This is a genomic window from Methanolobus halotolerans, assembly GCF_004745425.1.
GTDB lineage: Archaea > Halobacteriota > Methanosarcinia > Methanosarcinales > Methanosarcinaceae > Methanolobus > Methanolobus halotolerans.
Genome location: NZ_PGGK01000012.1, coordinates 13042 through 37098 on the forward strand (window position 1 = coordinate 13042; position 24057 = coordinate 37098).

General features: G+C 39.7%; 21 protein-coding genes and 2 pseudogenes. 14 read left to right on the forward strand and 9 right to left on the reverse strand.

What is annotated here, in order from left to right; all coding sequences use genetic code 11:
* Positions 1-16: 16 nt before the first annotated feature.
* Positions 17-2470 (reverse strand): oligosaccharyl transferase, archaeosortase A system-associated, encoded by a 2454-nt coding sequence (locus CUN85_RS10205; protein WP_135390224.1) that lies wholly within the window; start codon positions 2468-2470, stop codon positions 17-19.
* Positions 2471-2551: 81 nt separating this feature from the next.
* A complete protein-coding gene (locus CUN85_RS10210) occupies positions 2552-3475 on the reverse strand; it encodes a glycosyltransferase (protein ID WP_135390225.1) in 924 nt (307 codons plus the stop codon).
* 189 nt (positions 3476-3664) lie between these two features.
* On the opposite strand from CUN85_RS10210, the gene CUN85_RS10215 reads away from it, so the two are divergent.
* The 6 genes and pseudogenes from CUN85_RS10215 to CUN85_RS13400 all read left to right on the forward strand — a co-directional run.
* Positions 3665-4651 (forward strand): glycosyltransferase family 4 protein, encoded by a 987-nt coding sequence (locus CUN85_RS10215; RefSeq protein WP_135390226.1) that lies wholly within the window; start codon positions 3665-3667, stop codon positions 4649-4651.
* A 276-nt stretch (positions 4652-4927) separates the two neighbouring features.
* Positions 4928-5866, forward strand: a complete 939-nt coding sequence (locus CUN85_RS10220) for a hypothetical protein (protein WP_135390227.1) — start codon at positions 4928-4930, stop codon at positions 5864-5866.
* Positions 5867-5936: 70 nt separating this feature from the next.
* A complete protein-coding gene (locus CUN85_RS10225; RefSeq protein WP_135390228.1) occupies positions 5937-6080 on the forward strand; it encodes a transposase in 144 nt (47 codons plus the stop codon).
* Between the two features lie 6 nt (positions 6081-6086).
* The gene (locus tag CUN85_RS10230; RefSeq protein ID WP_135390229.1) at positions 6087-6305 is read left to right on the forward strand and encodes a transposase; all 219 of its coding nucleotides are present in this window, start codon (positions 6087-6089) and stop codon (positions 6303-6305) included.
* 14 nt (positions 6306-6319) lie between these two features.
* Positions 6320-6790 (forward strand): transposase, encoded by a 471-nt coding sequence (locus CUN85_RS10235; protein ID WP_235856293.1) that lies wholly within the window; start codon positions 6320-6322, stop codon positions 6788-6790.
* A 25-nt stretch (positions 6791-6815) separates the two neighbouring features.
* Positions 6816-6998, forward strand: a pseudogene (locus CUN85_RS13400) (hypothetical protein); the annotation flags it as partial.
* A gap of 116 nt (positions 6999-7114) precedes the next feature.
* On the opposite strand, the gene CUN85_RS13020 reads toward CUN85_RS13400, so the two are convergent.
* Together CUN85_RS13020 and CUN85_RS13025 are read right to left on the reverse strand one after the other, a co-directional pair.
* Entirely contained in the window at positions 7115-7648 is a 534-nt protein-coding gene (locus tag CUN85_RS13020; RefSeq protein WP_167848855.1) for a group II intron maturase-specific domain-containing protein, read from the reverse strand.
* Positions 7649-7830: 182 nt separating this feature from the next.
* Positions 7831-8139, reverse strand: a pseudogene (locus tag CUN85_RS13025) (transposase); the annotation flags it as partial.
* A 149-nt stretch (positions 8140-8288) separates the two neighbouring features.
* On the opposite strand from CUN85_RS13025, the gene CUN85_RS13660 reads away from it, so the two are divergent.
* Both CUN85_RS13660 and CUN85_RS13665 read left to right on the forward strand, forming a co-directional pair.
* Positions 8289-8663, forward strand: coding sequence for a hypothetical protein (locus CUN85_RS13660; RefSeq protein WP_394346222.1), 375 nt, complete (start codon positions 8289-8291; stop codon positions 8661-8663).
* Positions 8660-9109 (forward strand): transposase, encoded by a 450-nt coding sequence (locus tag CUN85_RS13665; protein WP_394346223.1) that lies wholly within the window; start codon positions 8660-8662, stop codon positions 9107-9109. The genes CUN85_RS13660 and CUN85_RS13665 overlap by 4 nt, the downstream gene beginning before the upstream one ends.
* 44 nt (positions 9110-9153) lie before the next feature.
* On the opposite strand, the gene CUN85_RS10255 is transcribed toward CUN85_RS13665, so the two are convergent.
* The 4 genes from CUN85_RS10255 to CUN85_RS10270 are packed head-to-tail and all read right to left on the reverse strand — an operon-like array spanning position 9154 to position 14243.
* Positions 9154-10149, reverse strand: a complete 996-nt coding sequence (locus tag CUN85_RS10255) for a glycosyltransferase family 2 protein (RefSeq protein ID WP_135390231.1) — start codon at positions 10147-10149, stop codon at positions 9154-9156.
* Positions 10133-11356: a polysaccharide pyruvyl transferase family protein gene (locus CUN85_RS10260; RefSeq protein WP_135390232.1), complete on the reverse strand. Its 1224-nt coding sequence runs from the start codon at positions 11354-11356 to the stop codon at positions 10133-10135. Before CUN85_RS10260 ends, CUN85_RS10255 begins: the two co-directional genes overlap by 17 nt.
* A 3-nt stretch (positions 11357-11359) precedes the next feature.
* A complete protein-coding gene (locus CUN85_RS10265; RefSeq protein WP_135390233.1) occupies positions 11360-12733 on the reverse strand; it encodes a Coenzyme F420 hydrogenase/dehydrogenase, beta subunit C-terminal domain in 1374 nt (457 codons plus the stop codon).
* A complete protein-coding gene (locus tag CUN85_RS10270) occupies positions 12717-14243 on the reverse strand; it encodes an oligosaccharide flippase family protein (protein ID WP_235856290.1) in 1527 nt (508 codons plus the stop codon). The genes CUN85_RS10265 and CUN85_RS10270 overlap by 17 nt, the downstream gene beginning before the upstream one ends.
* Before the next feature lie 573 nt (positions 14244-14816).
* Here CUN85_RS10270 and CUN85_RS10275 point away from each other — a divergent pair.
* Complete coding sequence (locus tag CUN85_RS10275) at positions 14817-15878, forward strand: glycosyltransferase (protein WP_235856291.1); 1062 nt, start codon at positions 14817-14819, stop codon at positions 15876-15878.
* Positions 15879-15941: 63 nt separating this feature from the next.
* A complete protein-coding gene (locus tag CUN85_RS10280) occupies positions 15942-16577 on the forward strand; it encodes a class I SAM-dependent methyltransferase (protein ID WP_135390236.1) in 636 nt (211 codons plus the stop codon).
* 66 nt (positions 16578-16643) lie between these two features.
* On the opposite strand, the gene CUN85_RS10285 is transcribed toward CUN85_RS10280, so the two are convergent.
* Positions 16644-18017: a mannose-1-phosphate guanylyltransferase/mannose-6-phosphate isomerase gene (locus CUN85_RS10285; protein ID WP_135390237.1), complete on the reverse strand. Its 1374-nt coding sequence runs from the start codon at positions 18015-18017 to the stop codon at positions 16644-16646.
* A gap of 426 nt (positions 18018-18443) precedes the next feature.
* Here CUN85_RS10285 and CUN85_RS10290 point away from each other — a divergent pair, with 426 nt between their 5' ends.
* The 4 genes from CUN85_RS10290 (at position 18444) to CUN85_RS10305 (ending at position 23952) form a co-directional block, all read left to right on the forward strand.
* Positions 18444-19286, forward strand: a complete 843-nt coding sequence (locus CUN85_RS10290) for a sulfide/dihydroorotate dehydrogenase-like FAD/NAD-binding protein (protein ID WP_135390238.1) — start codon at positions 18444-18446, stop codon at positions 19284-19286.
* Positions 19286-20671 carry an NADPH-dependent glutamate synthase gene (gene gltA, locus CUN85_RS10295; protein WP_135390239.1) on the forward strand — a complete coding sequence of 462 codons (1386 nt, stop codon included), beginning with the start codon at positions 19286-19288 and terminating at the stop codon, positions 20669-20671. The genes CUN85_RS10290 and gltA overlap by 1 nt, the downstream gene beginning before the upstream one ends.
* A gap of 98 nt (positions 20672-20769) precedes the next feature.
* On the forward strand, positions 20770-22758 hold the full coding sequence (locus tag CUN85_RS10300) for a phosphoadenosine phosphosulfate reductase domain-containing protein (protein ID WP_135390240.1): 1989 nt from the start codon (positions 20770-20772) through the stop codon (positions 22756-22758).
* A 105-nt stretch (positions 22759-22863) separates the two neighbouring features.
* Positions 22864-23952 (forward strand): AI-2E family transporter, encoded by a 1089-nt coding sequence (locus tag CUN85_RS10305; RefSeq protein WP_135390241.1) that lies wholly within the window; start codon positions 22864-22866, stop codon positions 23950-23952.
* Positions 23953-24057 lie beyond the last annotated feature (105 nt).

Sequence of the window (24057 nt, forward strand, 5' to 3'; positions counted from 1 at the left end):
AAAGGAACGTGACAGATCAGATATCTATCACATTGCCGCTTAGCACGTCAGTCTCACCAACGCTTACTTCTTCTCTTGTGCTACCATAGTTTATGGTGTATGGCCCTGTTGGTGCGGTATCGAACTGTGTCTCACCTTCTATGGGACCCTCTGTGGAATAAGGTACGGTGAAATTATATGTGCCATCTGAGGTTGTCGACTGGGAGTAGACGAACGTGCGTCCCTGGTTCGTCCGGATCGTGTTGCTGATGGTCACGGTCTCGCCTTCGGGTGCTGTGCCTGTTATCTGTGCACCGTCAACATACTCGAATATCTTCACGTAACCAGTATTTATCTCCTCAAGGCTGCCTCCGAAGAGCACGTTATAGACATTTTTATATCCTGGTTCCTGTGTGTTCCCGATAGGTGACTCATGCACCATACGGTACTGTTTCAGACCGTTACCGTCGAATATGTGCAGCCTGGCCTCCATTGAATCATAATACCTCTGCCCAGGCACGTTCTGGTAACCAACATCTGTCTGAACCGGTACGTAATAGTCCGCAGTATCCAGTGTCCATGCCGCCATAGCATAGAACTTGCCTGTAGCCATCTCAACGTCTGAGACAACATAGCGGGCACCTGCCTTATCAGGGTCAGGATGGACTGCTTCAAGGACCGCGGTCGCCTCATCTTCTGACGGGGCTGTGAAGAAGGTTGATGCGCCCGGCCGGTTCTCCTCATCCATACTGTTCCTGCGCCCGCCAACCCCTTGCTGGAACGGATTGGCGTTTGGTATTCGATGTCCTATGACCTCTATCCAGTGGCCGTAATCCCACCAGGACATCACGCCATATGCCTCATCCGGATACTGGTATCTCTCACCAGGTGCAGGCCTCTCGTAGCTTTCGTAGTAATCCAGCCCGGGATCAGGAGTGTTGTACATGAGCCACTGGGTAGCTTCAATCCAGTAACCGTTGGGGCCTCCTGTGCCCTGGTTCTGCTGCATTGCAAGGCTGTATGTGGGGTATATGAGGATAAGCACAATGAACGCAGCTGAAAGGATATGCATCAGTTTAATGTTCTTTGCACTGAACGTCTTTGACCTGATGCTGTCCACAAGATCCCGCCACCCGGAAAGGTCAAGCACCTTGATACCAATCCATGCGCTGAGAATAGCCGCATTCACCGAATAATAATATGCAAAACGGTTCTGCTGCAGCATGGCCCAGATGATCATTAGTGTCCACACAAGCAGGAACGTGTGATCTGGCGTGTTCTTCTGGGTGAATGCCTTATAGATCAGTACTGCAAGTGCGATAAATGAGATGTATCCTAAGGGTCCGAAGTTGTACCAGAGAGGTTCCAGGGAGAACTGACCGCCGACAGATAGGAGGGGGGAGGCTTCTGCGATGGTCAGGCCGCCGCCTGTGCGCATGAAGTAACTGAAGACACTTGTTATGAGGGAATATGCCGATTCTGAGAAGAGTCTTGCTGCAAGGATCACAGCCGTTAACAATACCAGGATTGATACAGGGAAATAATAGCGCTTCAATCCTCTTCTATTTATCTCGATCGATATAAGGGTGAATATTGGGAAGGCGATAATGCCTGCAAGAAATCCCATTATGTACAATGATTTTGTTCCCCCGAGATATGGGGTCACGAGTACCATTAATAGTGCGATGAAAAAAACGACCATTCCACTGATGGCAAGATAATCCGTACTTTTTCCATGCATGTGATTGATTATATGCTGGACGGTTATGTATACGCCAATAATAAAACCGAAAAACAGTGCTCCCTTCCATGCAAGGGTGTATGCTCCCAATGATATGCCTGTGAGTATCAGATATGGGATTGCAGGTTTTATTTGATCTATATTCCTGTTCTTCAGGTCGGAAAAAGCAATTTTCCCATGGTCTGCTTTTCTTATTGCCATTATCAGGAACATCGCTGTTAAAGTGCTCAGTAAGGTTTCAGCTATATGGTGGTCGTTGAATCCTATAATTGATCTTGAGAGGAACTGACCACAGGATATTGCAATAAGAAATGATGCAAGTAAACCAACTTCCCTGTTGAACAGCCATTTTGCAGCAAAATATGTTGGGACTACAACGAGCGCACCCAGAATTACAGGGAAGTAGGCGCTGACAGTGTATATCAGGTTCTGATCAGGATTACCTGCTCCCAATACCCAGATAATCGTGGCCAGTACCATGTCGTAGAGTGGTGCAAATACCTGGTTGGTACCGTTTGGAAATTGCGTATACGCATCGAACCATAGCATGTTTGGGAAGTTATGTATGATTGATTCAACATTTCTTAGATGGTACCAGGGATCGTTACCTCCGAACCTGACAAAGTTGTCGGAGATAAAGACGCCTGCCTTTGGGACTGTTCTGATGTAGAAGGCTATTAGAAATGCACTGATAATGCCTGCTAAATATGGGATACTGTTCTTTATATCGTTCTTTCTTGCATTAGTCATGGATTCCACTCGTGAATTGATTATTTAACATTTCTAATATTCAATATGGTTAGTTCAAGTATTATGAGGAATGGTACAATTTCATCTACTTCTTATTTTAAAGTATTTCTCATAGAAATAGCCAATCGGTTTTATCAGTTTATTTGTTATATCAATTATATATAAAGTAGATTTACTTATTGCAGATATATTGTTCCATGCTTCATTATCTTTTTTAAACGTAAAAAAACTCCATGTTTTATTGCTTTTTCCGGATAATGAACTTGCTATATTTTGGTTCATCTTTTTGTAAATATCTGGATAATAGTATGAAAGCTGATAAAAGCCTCTTCCAATGCGAAATGATTTCTTCATAAGTTGTTTGTAACTTGTTCTTGCAGGATGCTTCATTACTATATCAGAATCATAATGTAATTTATAGCCTGAATTATACACTCTGTTACCAAATTCATAGTCTCCACTTGAAATCAAATTAGAATCGAAAAAACCTATATCGTCAAAAACCTTTTTTCGAACAATTAGGCAGCAAGTAGGTGCAAAATGGCGATTATTAATATATTCTTCAATGGGGAAGCCTGATAATTTGTTGTATGATGCTGATAAGGAATTACTTTCGGAAAAAAGGTCTACTTTGCATGAGAGATAATAGGCATCATACCTATCTATTGATGAACTAACCTTAGTCAACCAATCCTTTTCCACAGACATATCTGCATCTATAAAAGCAATAATCTCTCCTTTTGCAGCCTTTATACCTTTATTGCGGGCGGCATAGGAACTCTGGATTTCGCTTTCAATGACAATTTCCATCAATTTAGGGTATTCTTGCAGAAATCTTTTTGCAACATCTAAAGTTTCATCTATAGAACCATTATCTGCTACGATAATCTCAAAGCTGTCTTGTGGGTAATCCTGTTTAACCAGTGATTGTAATGTGTCTGCAAGACCCTCTGGGTCGTTGTATACGGGGGTGATTACGGATATGAAAAGATTGACTGTCTTCATTTTTCCTCAAAAATTATGATATGTTATTATTAATTATTTGATGAAGTATACATTTCAGACTCAAATGAATGCCTATAGTTTGCCTTATTAATGAAATAGGTCAAAAACGATATAAACATTGGTGTCCTTTAACATTTTTAACCGATTTATAATTTACTAATTAATTGGCAATTGATAGGAGAATATTTAGTGGATAATGCAAAAAATAAAAATAAAGTAAAGATTGCTTATATCTACTACTCATTACAATTTTTTGTAAAACAAGATCGAGATTTGCTTTCAAAACATTTCACAGTTTATGAACTTAATTTTAAATCAATGTTTGACTTGTTTAAGTTGATTTTAGTTATCAGTAAATCTGATATTACATATTCTTGGTTTGCTGGTGGACATGCATTTTTAGCAGTAATTTTATCGAAAATTTTCCGCAAAAAATCAATAGTCATTGCTGGTGGGGGAGATGTTGCATACCTTCCAGAAATTGATTATGGCGCTATGCGAAAATATCAGAGAAGTAGATTTTTTTCTAACTTTGTATTGAAATATGCTGATGTTGTGCTAGCAGTTTCAAACTTTACTAAAGAAGAAGTGCTAAGGTGGCAAAAGCCTAATAAAATGGAAGTTATCTATAATGGAATCGACACAAAAAAAAAACAATGTGTTCATAAAAAGGAAAATATGGTTGTAACAATTGCTAACCGTTACAAACTAAAAGGGATTAAAACTTTTGTTGAAGCATCTGCACATTTTCCAAACTTAGTGTTTGTAGTTATAGGTAGCGCCGGTTATGATATAAAAAATCCTCCAACTAATGTTATTGTCACTGGAAATATAATTAATGATGAAGTTATAAACTGGCTATCAAAATCTAAAGTATATTGCCAGTTGTCCTATTATGAGTCTTTTGGTATGGGACTTGCTGAAGCAATGGCATGTGGTTGTATTCCTGTTGCAACAAACAGGGCTGCACTTCCTGAAGTTGTAGGGGACGCAGGTATTCTTGTTCCTTATGATGATACTTCTGCAGCTGTTGAAGCAATTAAAAAAGCTTTAAATATGGATGGAAATCATGCAAGGAAACGAGTGATTACTAAATTTGAATTGGGAAAAAGGGAAAGCAGATTAGTTGATATAATTACTTTCTTGATGCGGAAATCAACTGAGCCTACGGTATAAACTTAAATAGTATATTTTATAGCCAAGAATAAAAATGCTATAGGATATAGATGTTAAATTATATTTTCTTGGCTCCGTAGAACTCTACTTTATCTTCAATGAACAACAGAAGAAGCATAAAAGTAAACTATTAAATGAATGCATGGTTTTCAACGAACTCTGTGTTTTTCAGTGGTAAGTGGTAATAATTATCCGTTTTCTCGTTTAACGAGAATTTCGACAAAGACCTAGTTAAATTAATTATTAATATTATGTTACTGAGAAAGGAGATAAAAATTGACTGAATTTTATTTTGCTATATCATTAAAACCAAAAGTGAACTCTGTAAACTGGGAGGATGTGTTATCAAATTTAGAAAACACTTTAAAATCCATAAGCAATTCATCAAATCAAAATTATCATATATTGATTGCAACTCGTGATCCCGATGATTTAACTTTATTGATAGATACAAGTAAAACAACTTTAATTACTCCTGATTTTGATTCGCCCACTTCAATCCATGAACGTGATGTAGATAAAATAAAGACTAGACGTTTAATAGGTTCTCATTTGAAAAAAGTAGCAATAAAACCATCTTATGTCATGTTTTTGGATGCAGATGATTTGATTCATAAAGAATTGGTTGATTTTGTATTGTCTGATGATAATCGCCGAGGTTACACAATATTTGAAGGATATGTACTTGATGTTGTTGATGGAGAATTAAGAAGAAAAGATGAATTTAATACTATATGTGGGTCATGTTATATTGGATATTTTTATCCAGAAGAGATGCCGGAATCTCCATATGATATGGAATGCTATTTCTCCAAGCACAGAGGTCACCGTAAACATGTAGAGGTTGCAACTCAAAACGGAAGAAAGCCAGATTCAATTCCTTTTCCAAGTGTAGTATATATTAAAGGACATGATGAATCTTTAGAATCGATTAAAAAGAAGTCAAGGTTAGAGAAAAGCAAAATATTGCGATTATTTTTATTATTGTCTACAGTTGACACAAAATATTATGTGCTTCTAAATAGAATTAGTCCTATTAGATTTAATGACAAATGTGAAGTTGCTAACAAAATGTTATCGGAAAATTTTGGACTATCTACATCTCCTCCTCTAAAAGTAATAATTCTTGCTAAAAGAAGGTTCAGGTTTTTGAGATCTAGATTTAAAAAATACTATGATTATCTATATAAGAAAGTTCAATATTCGGCTCTGTAGAAAATCTATTTACTGAACCCATGTCAAAAGTATAAATACTATCTTCCATAATGGTATTGTGAGGATGTGAATGGAATTCAGAGAACTCTCTGATGAACAATGGAAGTTTATTAAACCACACTTACCACCACCGCCAATAACCGGGAGGAAGAGAGCTGATGACCGCAAGGTCATCAATGGTATTCTCTTTGTCCTGATAACTGGTTGCAGATAGGGAGATATGCCTGAATGTTATGGCTCCTATGCAACTGCATGGAGAAGACTAAAAAGGTGGTCAGAGGAAGGAATATGGAAAGAACTTATGGAATCCCTTCGGGATTCCGCTTATAATGATGGAAAGTTCTCCATTGACATTGTATGTGTTGATAGTACTTTTGTCGAAACTAAAAAAGGGGACAAGATTCCGCATACAACGGTCACAAGAAAAGGAATGGAGTAAAGATCCATGCTTGTATAAGCTGTGAAGGATTTCCTTTGACCATTCAACTATCTTATGGAACAGATCATGATAGGAAACATTTCATTGAAGTAATCGAAGATATCAAGATCAAGACTAACAGAAGATCGAGAACAAGACCCCTAGAGGTACTGGCAGATGCAGCTTACGATGATGTAGACATAAGAAAACATTTAAGGTCTAGAGGAATACAAAGCAACATTCCGATAAATCCTAGGAATACTAAAACAAGAAAAAGAGGAAGACCTACAAGATTCAATCCCGTAACTTATGTTAAAAGAGGAACAATAGAACGATTCTTTGCGTGGTTGAATATGGGATTTAGAAAACTAGCAACTAGGTATGAAAGACTTAACATCGTTTTCAAAGGATTCTTAGATATTGCATGTTTCATGTTGTGCTGGAAAAGAGGATTCAGAGAAGTTATGAAATTGGCTCATTATTTAATTTATTCTGTAGTCGTTTAAAAAAGGTAAAACCCCAAAGTGTTACTTGCCGAAAAACACAAAGGGGAAGAATAGTGTTTTGAGTAACAAGTACTTAAAGTTTGTTGATGCAGCGTTAGCTGCATCAGGAAACTCACATTTGAAGATATACGGTTGTAAATATTCCAAGAAAACTTACACGCAACAGTCGAATAAAAAAGAGCGATTACTCGCTCTCCCTCTTCTAAGAACGGTACGTGAAAGTTTCCCTTCATACCGCTCAAGCATTCTATACCCTTTCTGTATCGGGCAGCGATTCATACTTTAGTTATAGCATTATTAGCAATTCTCTACAATTGCTTTTATTCACTTCAATTGGAATTCAGTTTTCCAGAGAAGCACTGATGCCCCCTTTTTTTTCAAATAATTCCTTCTCCAGTCAAAGTATTCCTTGTCTAAATAAGGATTCTTGTCCAATTTTACACATGGATGTCTGATTATCTTCGTATCCGTGAAGAATTTAAGCTTATACTTACCGGTAGAAAACACCCATTTCCTTGACCCAATCCTGTGCCAATATCTATTAGCTATCCATCGAGATGATTTATCTGGATGTCTTCTTTTAGCCCATGTCCAGAGCATATCCCAAAGCCTAGAATCTAGTTTATTGAATATGTCCATAGATACGGCTGATTGATGGTATCCTGTCCATCCAATAATAATTGGATTTAATTTCAGAATGAGTGATTCCTGAGACCAAGCCTTTCCTTTCTTAATCAATTCACTAATGTTTTTAGTGATTTTCTCTATGGATTTCTTCGAGGGCATGATTAGAAGTTTCCCTTTATATTTCCGGAAATTCCAGCCAAGAAAGTCGAATCCATCGTCTATATGAGACACTAGAGTTTTCTCCTGTGATAGTTCCAGCCCTCTTCCTTTAGGAATTGTCTAATGATCTCAGCAATGTCTTTAGCTACTTTCTCTGAATCAGCAGTGACGATAAAATCATCTGCATATCTCACAAAATTGACTTTATGTGGGTTATATCTGGTTTTATTGATAGTTCCCCTTTTGCTTGTACGGTATTTGGTTGCTATTGCATTCTCCAATGCTTTCTCTGTTCTGGAGTATCTATCAAATACTTGTGTCGTAAACGGAACATCACGTAACTGAGGTTTCAGTAATTCCAGTTTGCCATGCCTGGTTGTAAAGGATCGCTTTTTGTAACCATTACGCTGAGCTTTTCTGTTCTCGTTACGTTCATATTTTTCTGCACCTGATTGCTGTAAGGCCTCAACTTCCATAACCTGGTTCAAGAACCAGGTTATAAGAGTTCTTACAGCATCTTCTCTATCGACAAAATAATCTTCTAATAGGTCATATAGATTCATGGTCCTGTACCTTCTTAGGTGTGTCCAATTATTCTAAGAGGTACAGGACTATTGTATTTTACAGAAAATTAGTTACGCTGCCTAAAGTTGGTTAACGGCCAAGATGGATCCGATAGGAAAGCATATATTCTCATTGGGAATAATGTCAAATGTTCTTAGTTTTGCTTGCATGTCTAGTCAACACAACAAAGCTAAGAACACTTTTATTAATTTTGACTGTCAAAGTTGGGTTAAAGGAGTACCTGAAGACCGATTACAGAAGTATTGTAGAACTTGTTCAATTGATGAATCCAGTCAAATCCAAAATAGGATTAAAACAAGTTTCACATTATACTACACTTCGTAAGTTAGTTAGAAAAATTAAGCCTGTTTACTTCAATGGATTACTGAAGAAAACGCTTGATCTGTTCTATTCATATGGGAAAAGGATAGAAGTTACTGCTATTGATTCAAGTGGATTTACCAGTGGTTATCGTAGCTATTATTATCACTCAGAACAAAGAAAAAACGTAGATCATTCATGAAAGTAAGTACTTCTGTTGATACTAATAAGTTAGTCATTACTGGTTTTAAGATATTAGGTAAACCAAGTCATGATGCAAAACATGCAAAAACGTTGTTAAAGCAATGTCATCAAACTCGAAGATCAAACTACTATGTGATGGATAAGGGCTACGATTCAGAAGTCATACATTCGATAACAAGAGAACAATTAAATGCAGTAGCTATAATTCCTCTAAGACAAAGGAAAAGAAAAAAAATTAAAGGACATTACCGTAGAAAAATGTTATTAGAATTTGATGAAGAGCTTTATCATAAAAGAAATCTGGTTGAAACAATGTTCTCAGTCCTCAAAAGGAAATATGGGGAGGAAACAAAGGCTAGGAAGCACTGGAATCAAGCAAGAGAAATTAAAATCGAGCTATTAATGATCAATATTGGAAGGCATGCCATTATATTTGTTATTTAAATGAGGATTTCTATAGAGCCACTCATTTAATCATATCTAAGAAGTTATTCTATTTTTGTTTTCCAGCTTCTTAAAAGTAAAAATATTTTCGAAGGTATATAAGTCCAGAACAAAATCCAATACTTTTTTTTGTTGTAAATATGTGTTTCACATTCCTTTATATTTGTTCTCGCAAGATCAGGTCTGGAAGCCAACAAATTTCGAAATGCCGTTTCTAATTGTCTTTTTGCCATGTATTCTTTCAAATGTGAACACATTTCAAGAGGCACCTCATTATTTGACATTGCTAAATTTGCTGTTTTTACGAACGGATGATGTTCAATCGCTTCATGTTTTATAAAGTTTTTATTTCGAATTTCGGCATGATATATACTACATTTTTTTCCACTATATGCAATGGGATATCTTAATGCTATTCTACCCCACATATCTGAATCTTCTCCCCAAGATTCGTCCACTGGAAATTTGCCTACTATATCAAAGATTTGTTTTGGAATTAAGACGTTTGAAGAAGTGATTGGATCAGCTCCCTTTGTAGCCGACTCAAAATATGAATGTAAGATTCCAAAACAAGCTTGTGTAGGGATACCATATATTTTTTTCTGTGATTCAATATTAGTATTAATGTAGTGAAAATAATTCGTTAAATATGCTCCTGCATCAGGAAATTTCTGTCGAAGTTCTATAACAGTATTAATAAAATCGGGAAGCCATTCATCATCTGCATCCAAAAAAGCAATTAAATCTGCCTTTGCTTCTTTTATTCCGCGATTCCGTGCAACTGAAACTCCTCCATTTCTCTGTTGAATTAACCTAATTCTTCTATCATTAATATTTTGTACAATCTCTGCACTTTTATCGGTTGAACCATCATCTACAACAATTATTTCAAAATCTTGGGTTGTTTGAATCAAAACTGATTCGATTGCTCTTTTTATATAAAGCTGTTTATTATATAGAGGAATTACGACAGATACAAGCGGCATTCTCTCGTCACAATTTAATCTTTTTATCACAAAAATCTCATCCTGTAATTTCATGAAGAAACTTGCCTGCTAGCAACGCTTCTTTTTGAATATTTGGAATCGTTTCCTTCAGAGTTGCTTTTATTTCAGAATTTTGTCCAATTATTGTTTTTATTTTTTTAGTAACATTTTCCGGATTAACTTCTTTTGAATCCAGACAATAAAAATCATGACCAAATACATCTTTATTAATCCCTTTAGCTTTACTACTGTATGCAAAACTTAAAGTTGGCACTCCCGAGGATAAAGCTGCAATAGTTGAATGAGTTCTTGAACCTGCAAAAAGTTTCATTTTACTAATAATCCATTTAGTTTCTGAGGCATTATATATGGGAGGAATCAAAGTAGTTTTTTCCCTATATTCTTTCATATTTGACTGAACCTTTTTTAAAAACAAATAATCATTAGAATGAGATACTGTAACATGAGGAATTAAGTATATATGTTCATCTATGTTTTTGGCAATTTCAATTAAAATGTTAGTTGCAGTTTTTGTCCATCTCTCTTCATCTCCTCCACTTACATATCTTGCCATAAGTGGACTTAAATTAACTCCAATAGAATTTTGTTCAATCTTTATTTTTTTATCTGATTGTGGTTCACTGGCATCCATTAAGAATGCGGGATCAGTAACTTTGAACACATTGCCTTCAATTCTATTTACCCTTAGATACTCAAGAGTAACTGATTCTCTTGCAAAAATTCCTGTAACAAGTTTGAGATGGTCTACAATATATTTTTCATATTCTGGATTCTTGGTAAATGGCCCGACAGAAGCTCCCCATATTATCAAAGGCCTGTTTCTTTCCAAAACGACGTCATCCAAATGTGTAAATGGCTTAGGTATACCATAATCTAGTGAATAGTTATCTCCACCAATTGATAATACAGCTTTTGATTGCGCGATATAAGGAAGCATTTCTTTATACATCCAATTCTTATATGCTCGCGGATAGATTTTCCTGAGTGGTAACCTAAAAAGCCATCTTGTATCGTATTTACTTTGACGTTTATTTACTTGTTTATGGATAATTGCGGAATCGTATTCTTCCTGGCATTGTTTTTCAAATTGCTCTTTATTTTGGAAAAGACTTACGCATACAAAAGAAGGATTATCATAATATTGCCGGAGAATCTTGACTGTTCCTCTCACTATAGCTTCACAGCCTCTATTTTCATAAGGACCATTTCCTGCCAAAATAAAAGTTGGATTATCATTCATAATTTATCTCCTTATACTTACATATTTTTTAACAATGCGGATTGGAAATGTTAATCTTTTTATTAGTCTTAGATTTTTAGTCTGTTTTAGATATGGATGCATTATAGTTCTGACATTCTTTATGTTCATTGTTTGATTTCTGGTAATAAAAAAATGCTTACTATTTTCCTGCATTTTCAGTTTAAGCTCAACTTCTTTTTGATTAAGAAATCCGATCCTTTTATTTGGATTCACTCTTTTATTGGGTGCTATTAAATTCATTTTAGATGCTAGGTGCAAATGATAAGAGAGAAGTTTTCTTTTGACATTAAGAACTCCCGCCTGACTTTGTATTACTTTATCAACAGGAATATTATTTACATTAATTTCATCATTATCAATAGCTTGATGAACAAGATTTAAAATAGCATGCGACCTTACCAACATCAGACTCGTTCCACTGTTGTCGTTCGAGTATTCAGGTAACCAAGCATCCATAAATGAAACATCTGCCAGCTCTGCAAAAACGTCATCACAATAGTTACAAGCATTCGGTGTGAACCATCTATTAACAAAAGCTTCAGAGACACCATCATTCCAGAACACTTTTCCTTCAGTACCATACTGGTTGATGCAGTGGAAATAATAATTACTTGCAGGTTTATCAGGACTCTTACCTCTGTAATTAACCCTTTGAAGTTTTCCCCCAGCGTTCGCTAATTCAGACAAGTAAGTAGTATAATGTTTGCTTTTCATCTGACCACAAACAAGACCTATAAGAACAGTAATCCTTTCCTTTAATTTTTGGTTCTGAGTAGTTGCAAGTCTGATTGCTTTTATAAAACAAGGTAGTCCTGTGATCGCATACCTGCCGGGTTTGTCGAGAATTGTTTTAATCATGTCGGATAATTCAACAGGATAATATGCTGATCCTGATGAACGAGCAATAGATTCAGCCTCTTCAAATATCTGAAAGCTAAACAATTTCTCTGGAGTGTCTTGAGTAGCAACACATATTACATAGTCGACAACGCTCTTTTCCAATAATTTTGCAAGAAGCCATGTTGCCATACCTCCGGATGCGCTTGTTTCTCTAAATGTGGGTGAATAACCGACGAATGAATCCAGATAATAACCAGTTTCCTCGGAATATTTGATTCCCTCTATTTTCTCAAAAAGTTTCCTTCCAATTTCGGTTTCATTCATGTTTCCCTCATTGAATGGGCAAACTCTCATGCATAAACCACATTCTGTAGAGCAAGGTTGTTTCAAAAAAGGATTGTATTCTCCATGAATATTAAAATTCATTACAAGTAATTGTTGGGGGCAGATTCCAGCACAAACTCCACAACCTATACACAAATCATTATTAACAACATTTTCAGCTATACTGGGCAATTTTAAGTTGCCTCCTTATTTTTAAAGGTATGAATGACACAAGAATACTGCGTTCTTTCTTATTCAAGCAAGTTGTCCACGAAAACCCAAAGTATATTATGGAGATTAATGCACATGAAATCACCAGAGGTACAATGCTTGAAATATCTAAATACGTATAAATTATTCTGCTAATTCCCGTAACAATGATAGCAAGTGTTATTCCTAGGAGCATCGATCCTGTAAATGTGTTCCTCGAAATATCCATTATCTTTGCTGTGTATAGTGGAGTAAACAATGCATTCTTTGCTGTTAGCATAATTGCTCCCGCAATAGCGACCCCATAATAGCCCCAATTTGTGATTAACGGAAGGGCTATTGCGAGTAAGAGATTTCCAATACCCATGAATAAAGTTACCAATCCTGGAATTTTGACTTTATTATAAGCTACATTGATAGAGAACAATGGAAGCACAGACAAATTTATAACAAGATGCAGTAAAAGCACTAGCATTAAGGGCCAAAGTTTTATAAATTCGGGTCCTACCCATATAGATAGTATGATAGGAGCAAAGCCACATACTATACCGATTGGTAAGGCCATTGTCAGTCCCATGAATTTGACAGAACTTTTAGACATGGATATGATTTCTTCAAACTTATCCTTTGCATAATAACTTAAGACCACTGGTGTCAAAACTCCTGCAAAAAGGCCAGCCACACCTCTCAATAGAATGCTCCACATAAGCACTATAGAGTATTCTCCGCCCGCAACAGTATCAAATAACCTATTAACAACAATCAGATCAATCTGCAAATAGAACAGAGTCCCAATTTGTGTGATAGTAATCCATCCTCCAGTGTCTGTGATTTTTTTTAACTGGGATAGCTCAAAATCCTTAAATCTGATTTTTAAGTGAGGATTAACTTTCCTTGAAAAATAAATTGTAATTATAGATGCAATCAATGCACCTAATAAATAAGAAAATCCTATGTAACTTAATTTTGGGGAGAATATTGTAAATAAAGTTATAATTAAGATAACTTGAGTTATAAGGTTGATTGAATCTATGGTTTTTTGAAGATCAAGGCGATTATATGCAAATAAGGATACACCAAAATTACTACTCCATGCCCTTAATAGAAATGCACATATAACACCAATAAATAATAGTGTTGCATCCTGCTTTTGCTCACTGGATATTTCAAAAAACTCAGGTGCATAGTATGATATAATCAAAGCTACAGGAAGCATCAATAAAACTAAGCCAAGTGTTCCAAACAATGCAGTATTAAATGTTTTATTAGCTGTGTTGTAATCTTCTTTTTGAAGATCAATAGTCAAATACCGCGAAACTGAGCTGTTAAGCGATAAAATAACAAGATTTACATAACTGGTCATAGAAGTTGCCAGAGGAATAAGTGCATAACCTGCAACCCCAAGAGTGTCAATAAAATATGGAACTAAAAGTAAACCTATTATTATGTTGATACCAAAATAACCAAAATTGAACACAAGGTTTTTTGGCAATTGTTTAGTAAGGCTATCTCTTTTGAAAGTAAAATTTAACAACTTTACTCCTCACACACATATATCTATTCTATCTGTTTCCTGTAAAATAAACTATTAAGAACTCATGTTAACAAAGGGCTATTCTATTCTTTCTATGTGCTGATTCATTAGTTATAACAATCAATAATTCTGGCATCACTTATAATCACACATAGAAATCAGAGTGAATATTTAATTTTAGACTTATTATTAGGGGATTGTACAAACATCTACGACTCCTATATTAGTGTATGCATTGAACCCAATGAATCTATTTATGGTTTATGCAATCAATAATAATAAATATATAGGTGGGTAATTTGATAAGGCCAATATCCAAAATATTCCAAAATATTATGAGTATTCTCGTTTACCATGCTAAATAAATCTATGTCTTCCATTAAGTTCTATAGGCAAGAGAATATATATATATGTATATATTCTGTGCCTAAAAAACTTATATTGTAGGATCGTGTAATCATACTTATGAGCTCACTATTAATCGCAGCCTTACTAATAAGTTTCTTGCCGATAGTTATCTATTCTATGTATATGGCTGCAGTAATTCTTCAAAAAAATCAGATAATTAAAAAAAATACCACTTTTCCTGTTATATCCGTCGTCGTCCCAACATATAACGAAAGTGAAGTAATTGGTCATCGAATAAAAAACTTGAAAGACATTAACTACCCTACAGATAAAATCCATGCGATAGTTGTAGATGACCAGTCATCCGATAAGACAGTGGAACTCGCAAAATCAGCATTTAAAAAATACAACATATCCGGTGAAGTCATAATAAAAGAGAAGCGTACAGGTACCAATGCATCGGTCAACCTGGGTGTCTCAAAAGCCAAGACCGATATTGTAGTCACAACAGATGCAGACGTCACTTTTGAAGCAGATGCACTTAATTATGCAATTAGTAGATTGCTCAGTGACGAAAATATTGGCGCAGTATGTGGTGAACTTGAGCCTATAGTGAAAAAGAATTCCTTCACCACAAGTTCTGAAAAAGCATATCGCACAGTGTATGGTAAAATATGTAAATGGGAAAGCAACATACATTCCACATACTGTTTCAATGGTCCGCTCATTGTCCTAAGGAAAAAGGCTTTCTCACCGATACCGGAAACTCATGGGGCATCAGATGCAGGTATAGCACTCCGAATTATCCGTAATGGCTACAGATGTGTCTACGAATCTTCTGCTAAATTTTATGAGTACATCACAGGGGACTTCAGTCAACAGCGCCGTCAGAAACTGCGTCGATCTGCAAGACTTCTTGAAGCAACAATTTATAATATGGACCTCATATCCCCAAAATATGGCAAGTTTGGTTTGTTCGTTTTCCCTCTGAGGATTTTGATGTTTTTTGTGGTGCCTATTGCGTTCTTCACAAGCGTGATTTTATGGTCATACTTGTTTGCACAGATTAATTTGGTGTATGGTATAGTTGTCTTAATCGCTTTTTTCCTTGCACTTATTTCAGGTAATTGGCATTCAAATCTGGTGTCTTCTTTTATCTGGCACCAAATATATCTGCTATTGAGTATGAAGCGTATGTTCAGGGGGATGCATGTTTGGAAGGCGATAGAAAGAAAGAAGGTTTAAATCTTAATAATGATTACTTCGTGCGAGAATGATTTTATGGTGTCAAATTTTTTTAAAAAATACATGAATGTATCAGAACCCGGTTCTTTTATCACAAAATTAAGGCTTAAACGTATTATCTTATTTAATGAAATCATTTCAAATATTCAACCGCCTGTGAAGATACTTGATATTGGTGGTACTATGAACTTCTGGGAAAAATGGGGGTTTGCGGGAGATGACAGTTATGAAATTACTGTGCTGAATGTGTCTCTTAGTGAAAGTAGATACTCTAACATTAAAACAGTAGTAGGGGATGCAAGAGATTTAAGTACTTATTCATCAAACCAATTTGATGTTGTTTTTTCGAATTCTGTAATAGAACATGTTGGTACATATGATGATCAACGGAGGATGGCAGAGGAGGTACTGAGGGTTGGACGAAGGTATTTTATCCAGACTCCAAATTATTACTTCCCGTTTGAACCTCATTTCCTGTTTCCATTTTACCAATTCTTTCCTCAATGGTTGAAAGTCTTGTTAATACAAAATTTTAATTTAGGCTGGAGAAAACGTTGTCCAGAGAGGTCTAAAGCTATTGAATGTGCAAAGTCTGTAAAATTACTCAGTAAAAAAGAAGTTCAGGAACTATTTCCTTCAAGTAAGATATATGAAGAGAAGATGCTTATGATGACATATTCTATAATTGCGTATCATTGATTTACAAGACTCTTTTCCTTTTAAAAAATAAGTACTTTTTATCGATTGTTACTTCAAAGTAGTCTCTTAGCTTCTCCCATACTCATCATCAAATCTCACGATATCGTCCTCTTCCACATACTCTCCCAGCTGCACCTCAATGATCTCAAGAGGGAATTTCCCGGGATTGGAAAGCCTGTGCTTCACGCCTGCCCTGATGAACGTGCTCTCTCCTTGCCTTAAGAAGAACTGCTGGCAGCCGTTCTCCACGCATGCCATTCCCTTGACGACAACCCAGTGTTCACTCCTGTGGTGATGTAATTGCAGGCTCAGCTTTTTCTTGGGGAGGACCGATATGTTCTTTATCTTATGTCCTGCGGAATTCTCCAGCAGTGTGTAGGAGCCCCAGGGGCGGTAGACCGTTTCATGGATGTTTATGCGATCGTCATTTCTTTCTTTGAGGATATTGACGACGCTCTTGACCTTTTCGCTGCTCTTGCGCGGGCACACCAGCAGGGCGTCGGTGGTATCGACAACTATCATATCGTTTATATCTATCAGCGAGACCAGCTTTTTATGCTTTGAATATACGAAGTTACTGTTCGAGTCGACGCAGACGTTCTCGCATGAAAGGGTGCAGCTGTTCGTGTCGTCCTTTTCTGACTCTGTGTAGAGGGCATTGAAGTTACCCATATCGCTCCACTTGTACCCAAGCTCGACAACACTAACCCTGGATGATTTCTCCATGATCCCGTAGTCTATGGAAGTGTTGGGCATCTTTGCGAATATGTCCTGGATACTGTCGGAGCTGTCGAACGCATCCCACACCTCAGGTGCCAGGTCCTTTACCTCGTTCAGGAATATGCTGGTGTCAAAAAGGAACATTCCGCTGTTCCACAGGCAGCCCTCTGAAATATACTTCTCGGCATCCTCAAGACATGGCTTTTCCCGGAATTCCAGGACCTTCTTACCGACTTCAAGCTCCTCACCTGGCTTGATGTATCCGTATCCCGTGTGGGGATATGCTGGGACTATCCCGAAGGTCACAAGGTAATCTGACGTGAGCTTCTGTGCATCCGCGATGGTCTCCATGGCATCGCTGTCCAGTACGTGGTCCGAAGAGAAGACGCCCACTACGGAGTTTCCATGGGCCTTCTCAATTTCCTTAATTCCATAACATATCGCAGGGAGTGTGTTCTTTCCTTCGGGTTCAAGCAGCAGGTTCTCTTCGGGTATCTCATGACCCAGCTCCTCCACCTGTCCGATAACGAAATATTTGTGAGATTCATTTGTAATGACATATATCTCAGATATATCCGATACCTGCAGGCATCTTGAAACCGTGTCCTGAAAAAGGGATCTGTTCCTTATCTTCAAGAATTGCTTGGGATACAGCTCTCTGCTAAGTGGCCAGAGGCGGGTCCCCGATCCGCCTGCAAGAATTATCGACTTTATACACATTCCTCCGATTTAACTAAGTGGAAATTGGTTGCTTTGTATAAATAAGCATATGGATGGTACAAAAGTCGCTTTGGGTGGAGTTCTCCTGTCTGCGAATTATGTCAGTTTTCAGTAAATATATTCTGGGTGTTGGGTCTAAGGTACGGTCGATCAGAAGTAATATCCTTCAGGTACAGGTATCTCATAAGATAATAGTGTCTCAAAGATGATCACGAAAGAATTCAACGATTCCTGTAGAGTTGATCCGCCAGATAAAGCACAGATTACAGCATGCTTGCAAAAGGCGTTCATGGTTATTGCCGGGACCCTGCAGATCGGTCAGATGACTGTTTCTCTATCGCCCCCCCTACTTAACTCTTAAGTACTAGAAATCTAATCATAGCACATATTTCTTTCTTGAATATCCAAATCCTATAACGTGATCACATGTCATATAAAATTCTCGAGAAAAAACAGATAGCACCCCAGGTCCACTTGATGAAGGTCCTGGCACCTGATGTCGCAAAGGCCTCAAAGGCCGGGCAGTTCATTATTTTACGTATCGATGAAACCAGCGAGCGCATTCCTCTGACAATTGCCGATTTTGATGCAGAGCAGGGATATGTGACCATCATTTTCCAGGAAATGGGCAAGACCACAAAGCAACTGGCAAAGATGAAGGATGAGGACGAACTGCAGGATTTTGCAGGCCCTCTCGGAACCCCGGCTGATGTAAGGGATCTCGGCACAGTCATCCTTGTAGGCGGTGGCGTAGGCATCGCTCCGGTGTACCCGCAGGTCAAAGCCTATCGCGAAGCCGGGAACAAGGTTATATCCGTGATTGGTGCAAGGAACAAGGATCTGCTTATTCTCGAGGATGAAATGAGGGATGCAAGCGACGAACTTCATGTGGCCACAGATGACGGTTCCAAAGGTCATCATGGTTTTGTGACCGACGTGGTAAAACAGATCCTTGACAGCAGTGAAGATGTTGCAAGGATAGTTGTCATTGGTCCTCCTATCCTGATGAAGGTGGCAGCCGGCATGACCCAACCCTATGGTGTGGAAACCATCGTAAGCCTGAATCCCATCATGATAGACGGTACCGGAATGTGTGGAGGCTGCAGGGTCTCTGTTGGCGGTGAGACTAAATTCGCCTGCGTGGACGGGCCTGAATTTGATGCACATAAGGTAGACTTCAATCTGCTAATGAGCAGGCTTGCACTGTACCGCAGTGAGGAATCCGAATGTCTTCAGAACCATGAATGCACCTGCAAGGGTGATAACTGATGGCATCAAGACAGGCAATGCCTCATCAGGATCCCAAAGAGCGGATCCGCAATTTTGACGAAGTGGCACTTGGTTATTCCAAAGAACAGGCGCTTGCTGAAGCTGCACGATGCCTTGAATGCAAGAATCCCGGATGTGTGCAAGGTTGCCCGGTGAACGTGGATATCCCTGGCTTCATCGCGCAGGTCAAGGCAGGTAATTTCGATGAAGGCATCGCCACCATCAAGCTAACCAATTCCCTGGCTGCGGTCTGTGGCAGGGTATGTCCCCAGGAAGTGCAGTGCGAGGATTTATGTGTACTTGCAAAGAAAGGCGAACCTGTTGCAATAGGCCGGCTCGAACGTTTCTGTGCTGACCATGAAAGGAAAAAAGGCGTAGTTGCTCCTGTACAGGCGCAGCCAACAGGCAAACACGTGGCTGTCATAGGAGCGGGGCCTGCAGGACTCACTGCGGCAGCCGATCTTGCAAAAGCAGGGCATGACGTTACTGTCTTTGAGTCCCTCCATGATACCGGTGGAGTGCTCACCTACGGTATACCTGAGTTCAGACTTCCGAAGTCGATCGTAAAGGAAGAAGTGGACTACATAAAGCAACTTGGTGTTGACGTCAAGGTCGATTATGTGATCGGTAAGATAAAGACCCTTGACGAGCTGAGGGAAGAGTACGATGCTGTTTTCCTGGGTACCGGCGCAGGGCTGCCCAGGTTCATGGGGATCGAAGGTGAGAACCTCAACGGTGTTTACTCGGCCAACGAGTTCCTCACAAGGGTTAACCTTATGAAAGCCTACCGTTTCCCGGATTATGACACACCTATCAAGAGAGGAAAGCGCGTTATAGTTGTGGGCGGGGGCAACGTTGCAATGGATGCGGCACGCAGTGCCCTTCGTCTGGGTGCGGACGAGGTAAGCATAGTTTATCGCCGCAGCGAGGAGGAGCTCCCTGCCAGGAAGGAAGAAGTGGAGAATGCCAGAGAAGAAGGCATTATTTTCCGGCTGCTTATCAATCCTGTACGCATTCTCGAAGGCGAGAACATGGCTGTCAAAGGTGTCGAATGCATCAGGATGGAGCTCGGAGAGCCCGACGGATCCGGGCGCAGAAGGCCTGTGCCGTTAGAAGGGTCCGAATATGTGCTTGATGCCGATATTGTTATCATTGCGATCGGCACCTCTCCCAACCCGATGATCCTCTCCGGTTCGGAAGGTCTGGAAGTAGGTTCCAGCGGTACTATTATTGTGGATGGCTCCGGAAAGACATCCCTGGACAATGTCTGCGCAGGCGGGGATGCGGTAACCGGTGCTGCAACAGTTATCAGTGCTATGGGTGCAGGCAAGATCGCTGCAAGGACGATCAATAAGTACCTTGAGAGTGACAGTTCCATGGGATAAACTATTGGCCGGGACCAGGTTCCGGCTCTGTACGGACTGGTATTTTTATTTTAACAATTTTCACCAGCCTCTAAACGAAGAAGCAAATTACACATCTGATGAATCAAAACAGGTCACACCGGCGCCAATCCGGTAAAAAGCTCAGATCACCTGATAGCAAGGTCATGGAACGCAGTTCCGGAAGATCGACCCCGAGGTATGCGGATCATGCAAAGGATTTCATTTTCTGGTGCAGTGAGTGTAACGTTCCCCTGATTCAGGCAAAATGCTGCACCTGCGGCCAAGATGGACGGCGGATCGTATTGTCCCAGCCTGCTGATGTAAGGTTCTGTTCTCCCTACGAGAGGCAGCTACTGTGCGAGCAGCTGATCAGGTCCTTCGGGTGCGACCCTCTTGGTGAACGCATTGTGCTGCTGAACAAGATTCCCGGGGATGACAAGGCCGATGAGGTAATTGTTGATGGCCTGTTCTTCGGGATACTCAGATTCAGCCTGCAATCAATGGATTACGATTTCGAGCCCATGGTCCTGGGTGCGAAGGTACTGCTCGAACATTGCGCCAAAAAGGTCTTCACACTTAAGAAAAGCAACAGGCACCTAAACGGAAAAAAACTCGGTCCGGATATGGTCGTGGAAATGTCTGCAGGTATCAAAAGTGGTGACTATGTACTTGTAGTTTCGGGAAATCTGACGGGCTATGGCGTTGCGTACTGTGATACTGAAGACCTCCGGAAAGCCGGAGGCACTGTGCTCAGGATCAGGAAAGTGGACTCGCAGACAGTTTCTCTGAATCCCCGGGTGTCGACACTGGATGATGTGATCGCTGCGAATGTTGCGCATCTGCGTACCCTGGGAAAGAATGCCATGAATACTATCAAAGGTATTGCAAACCAGGATCCGTACAGATCTCTTCCTGTGAATGTTTCTTTCAGTGGTGGAAAGGATAGTCTGGTAATACTTGACCTGGCCAGGAGTGCTCTCAGGAACGTCAATGTAAAGGCTTTCTTCCTGAATACGGGTATCGAATTCCCGGAGACCGTGGATTTCGTACATGAGTACTGCAGGGACAACGACATCGAGCTTGTAGAAAAGAAGGCAGCCACCGGTTTCTGGGATAATGTGGAAACCTTTGGTCCTCCTGCCAAGGACTTCAGGTGGTGCTGTAAGATTTGCAAACTCGCTCCTGCGAACGAAGCCATAGAAGAGTGTCTTGAAACCGCCCCGGTCTGCCTGACCATTGATGGCAAGCGAAAGTACGAATCATTCAGCAGGGCAAGGATTGCTACCAGTGAGAAGAATCCTTTCGTACCGGGTCAGCTCAACATCTTCCCGATAAGGGACTGGAGGGCAATTGAGGTATGGCTGTACATATACTGGAGGGGGCTGCAGTACAATCCCCTTTATGCTATGGGTTTTGAAAGGGTTGGTTGTTACCTCTGCCCGGCAGCGCTTTCTGCTGAGTACATGCGACTTGGGGATCTGCATCCTGAACTTAGTGAAAAATGGAACACTTTTCTTCTGAGCTGGGCGGAAAAGGCAGGTGTCCCGGAGCAGTTTGTGACTCATGGGATGTGGCGCTGGAAAGAACTTCCTCCTAAAATGTTAAAATTCTGTGAGGATATGGGAATATCCAGTTCCTTCAGCTTGCAGGAAAGTCCTTTCAGTATCAAGATCAGCTCCGGGATCTCTCCCTGCAAGGCAGGTGGCTATACCATCGAAGGAGCCATAAACGGTCTCTCCATGAAAAGGGCCGGTAATATTATGAACATTCTGGGAAAGGCCACTTTCTCGGAAGAGCTCGGGGTTCTGTTCGCTACCAGGGCTTCCTCGACCGTGAAAGTATTCTCCTCTGGCAGCATGGTGATAAATTCGCAAACTCAGGAAAAGGCGGAAAAGCTCTTTGCAGAAGCCTCGAGGCAGCTGGTGAGAAACCATCGGTGTACAGAGTGTGGAATATGCATCAATGCCTGTCCTTCAGGAGCTATCAGCCTGACTGCGGGAGAAGGTATCATTGTGAATGAGGATTGCACATGTTGTGGCAGATGCACGGACTCATGTGTTCTCATCAAATATGAAAATAAACTTTGAGGATCAGCGGATCCAGTACTTTTTTTGCATTTATGTGGACTATTAATAGGCAGAGCTTATTATAGAAAAAGGATTATTATTTACTAAATATTTTGGCGGATGAAAATGGTTTCAATTCAACAGGACGGTGTATCCAGGATACTTGACTCTAAATGGAAGATAGCAGCAGGAGCTTTCTTCCTGTTACTTCTGATCATTCAGATATTCATATTCCTTCCTATTATCGACGGTCTTGTTCTCGGGCTTGTGTTCGCATACATTTCCCGGCCTATATTCATGAAACTGAACAGGTTCCCTCGTCTGGGTGCCTTTGTTGCAACAATGTGTATTGTCGTGCCCATGGTTTTTATAATTGGCTCGGGTATGTTCGAGATATTCCGCCAGGTGGTCTGGATAATCGAAAACCAGGCAGATGCCCTGAACTTCTTACTTGATTCTTTCAGGACGATCGATATCCCCGACAGGTATGCCAGTGATGTGCAGCAGCTGATATGGGATTTTTCAACTTCCTTCCTCTCCCTGATGGGTAATTCGGGCATTTTTTCCTATGCATGGGACCTGGTGATGTTCGCTCTTAATCTGGTAATATCCATTATAGTATGTTATTTCCTGCTCGCGGACGGCCATAAGTTCTATGCTGCGGTGATAGATATCGTGCCGGCAGACTGTAAAGATTCGGTGATAAGGTATTTCGCTCATCTGGATATCATACTGCAGGGAATATTCATAGGGAACGCATCTGCCGCACTGGTGGTGAGTATACTCTCGCTGGTGGTTTTCTATGCATTCGGCCTCTCCAATATCCTGGCACTTTCGGCTCTTATCTTTATAGCCTCTGTTATTCCGATGTTTGCAGGCTATACGGTCCTGCTGGCGATCTCGGCTTACCGTTATTTTGACATGGGCCTGGAGAGCGCGATCATATTCTTCGTGGTATCATCTATAGTGATCTATGTGCCTCCCGAACTCTTCGTGCGTCCTTACCTTGCCAGTCTGAAATCCCACATACACCCCCTTTTAATATTGCTTGCCTTCCTGGGTGGTGCATTTGTGGGTGGGATCGCAGGATTCTTTGCTGCCCCCATACTCCTTGGTGCTATAGTCGCAGGGTATCGGGTATATGTGGATAAGGAGAAGTCGGTATGCCTTTTCTCCGATGGATCTTCTCATTCTGAAACTAAGACTCCGGAGTGATTCTTTCCTTTTTTCCTTAGCTGGTGTTATTTGGCCGGTTTTTCCGGGAAACCTGAAAAGATTAATAAGGAATGGTCTGATTTAAATTAGCATTTATCTGAAGGT